At 24.6% G+C, this 753-nt stretch carries 1 protein-coding gene; it reads left to right on the top strand.

Annotation, left to right across the window (positions count from 1 at the left end; all coding sequences use genetic code 11):
- On the top strand, positions 1-753 hold a 753-nt coding region (locus HMPREF9088_RS12150; protein ID WP_007209386.1), incomplete at both ends, for a hypothetical protein.

The raw sequence follows: 753 nt of genomic DNA, 5'->3' as shown, positions 1-753 counted from the left end.
ACAAAAGAAAATGTAGCTAAATTAAAGCAATATGTTTGTTGGATAAATGAATATTTTTGTAATTTAGATAAAGTCAAAGTTACTTTAGAAACAACTAAAGTTGTTTTAGAACATACTGAAACTGGCTGTAAAGTAGAAGATACTGATATAGTGGAAAGATTTACAAATAAAAATAGTGATATTATTAGAAACACTAAAGATTATGCTATAAAAGATGCTAAAAGATTAGGTCAAGAATTAAATACAATTGTTAAAAACTACAAAGTCATGAATTCAAAATCTGAATCAGATGAATTGTTGCTAGAAAGTTATAAAATGGTTATAAAAAATAAGATTGTAGATATTTTAAATAGAGAAAACAATGGTATTAGGGATTTTGTAAGAATCTATAATGATTATAGACAAATAACAGTTTCTGATGATTTTAAAGCAACTATTTTGTATGAATACAAAGGGTTTAAATCACAATCAAATTTAGACTTTAAAACACTTGTTGAAGCTCTGATAGCAAATGATATAAAAGGTGTAGATTTAATTTATGGAGATATAGCTGAAGTAGATAAATATATGTCTGGTGCTTTAAAAATGGATATTAGAAAAAACATAGTCAAAGGTGCTAGTGATATAATAGCTAATATTTGCACTTATGAAGATGAATTTATAAGAACTAACCCAAAACATAGCTCTAAAGGTAATTTAAATGGTATATCAGTAGTTAGATTTACATTAAAAGATAATCTTAAAGATACTTTA

The sequence above is a fragment of the Enterococcus italicus DSM 15952 genome, from assembly GCF_000185365.1.
GTDB lineage: Bacteria > Bacillota > Bacilli > Lactobacillales > Enterococcaceae > Enterococcus_G > Enterococcus_G italicus.
This window is presented reverse-complemented; position numbering and strand designations above follow the sequence as displayed.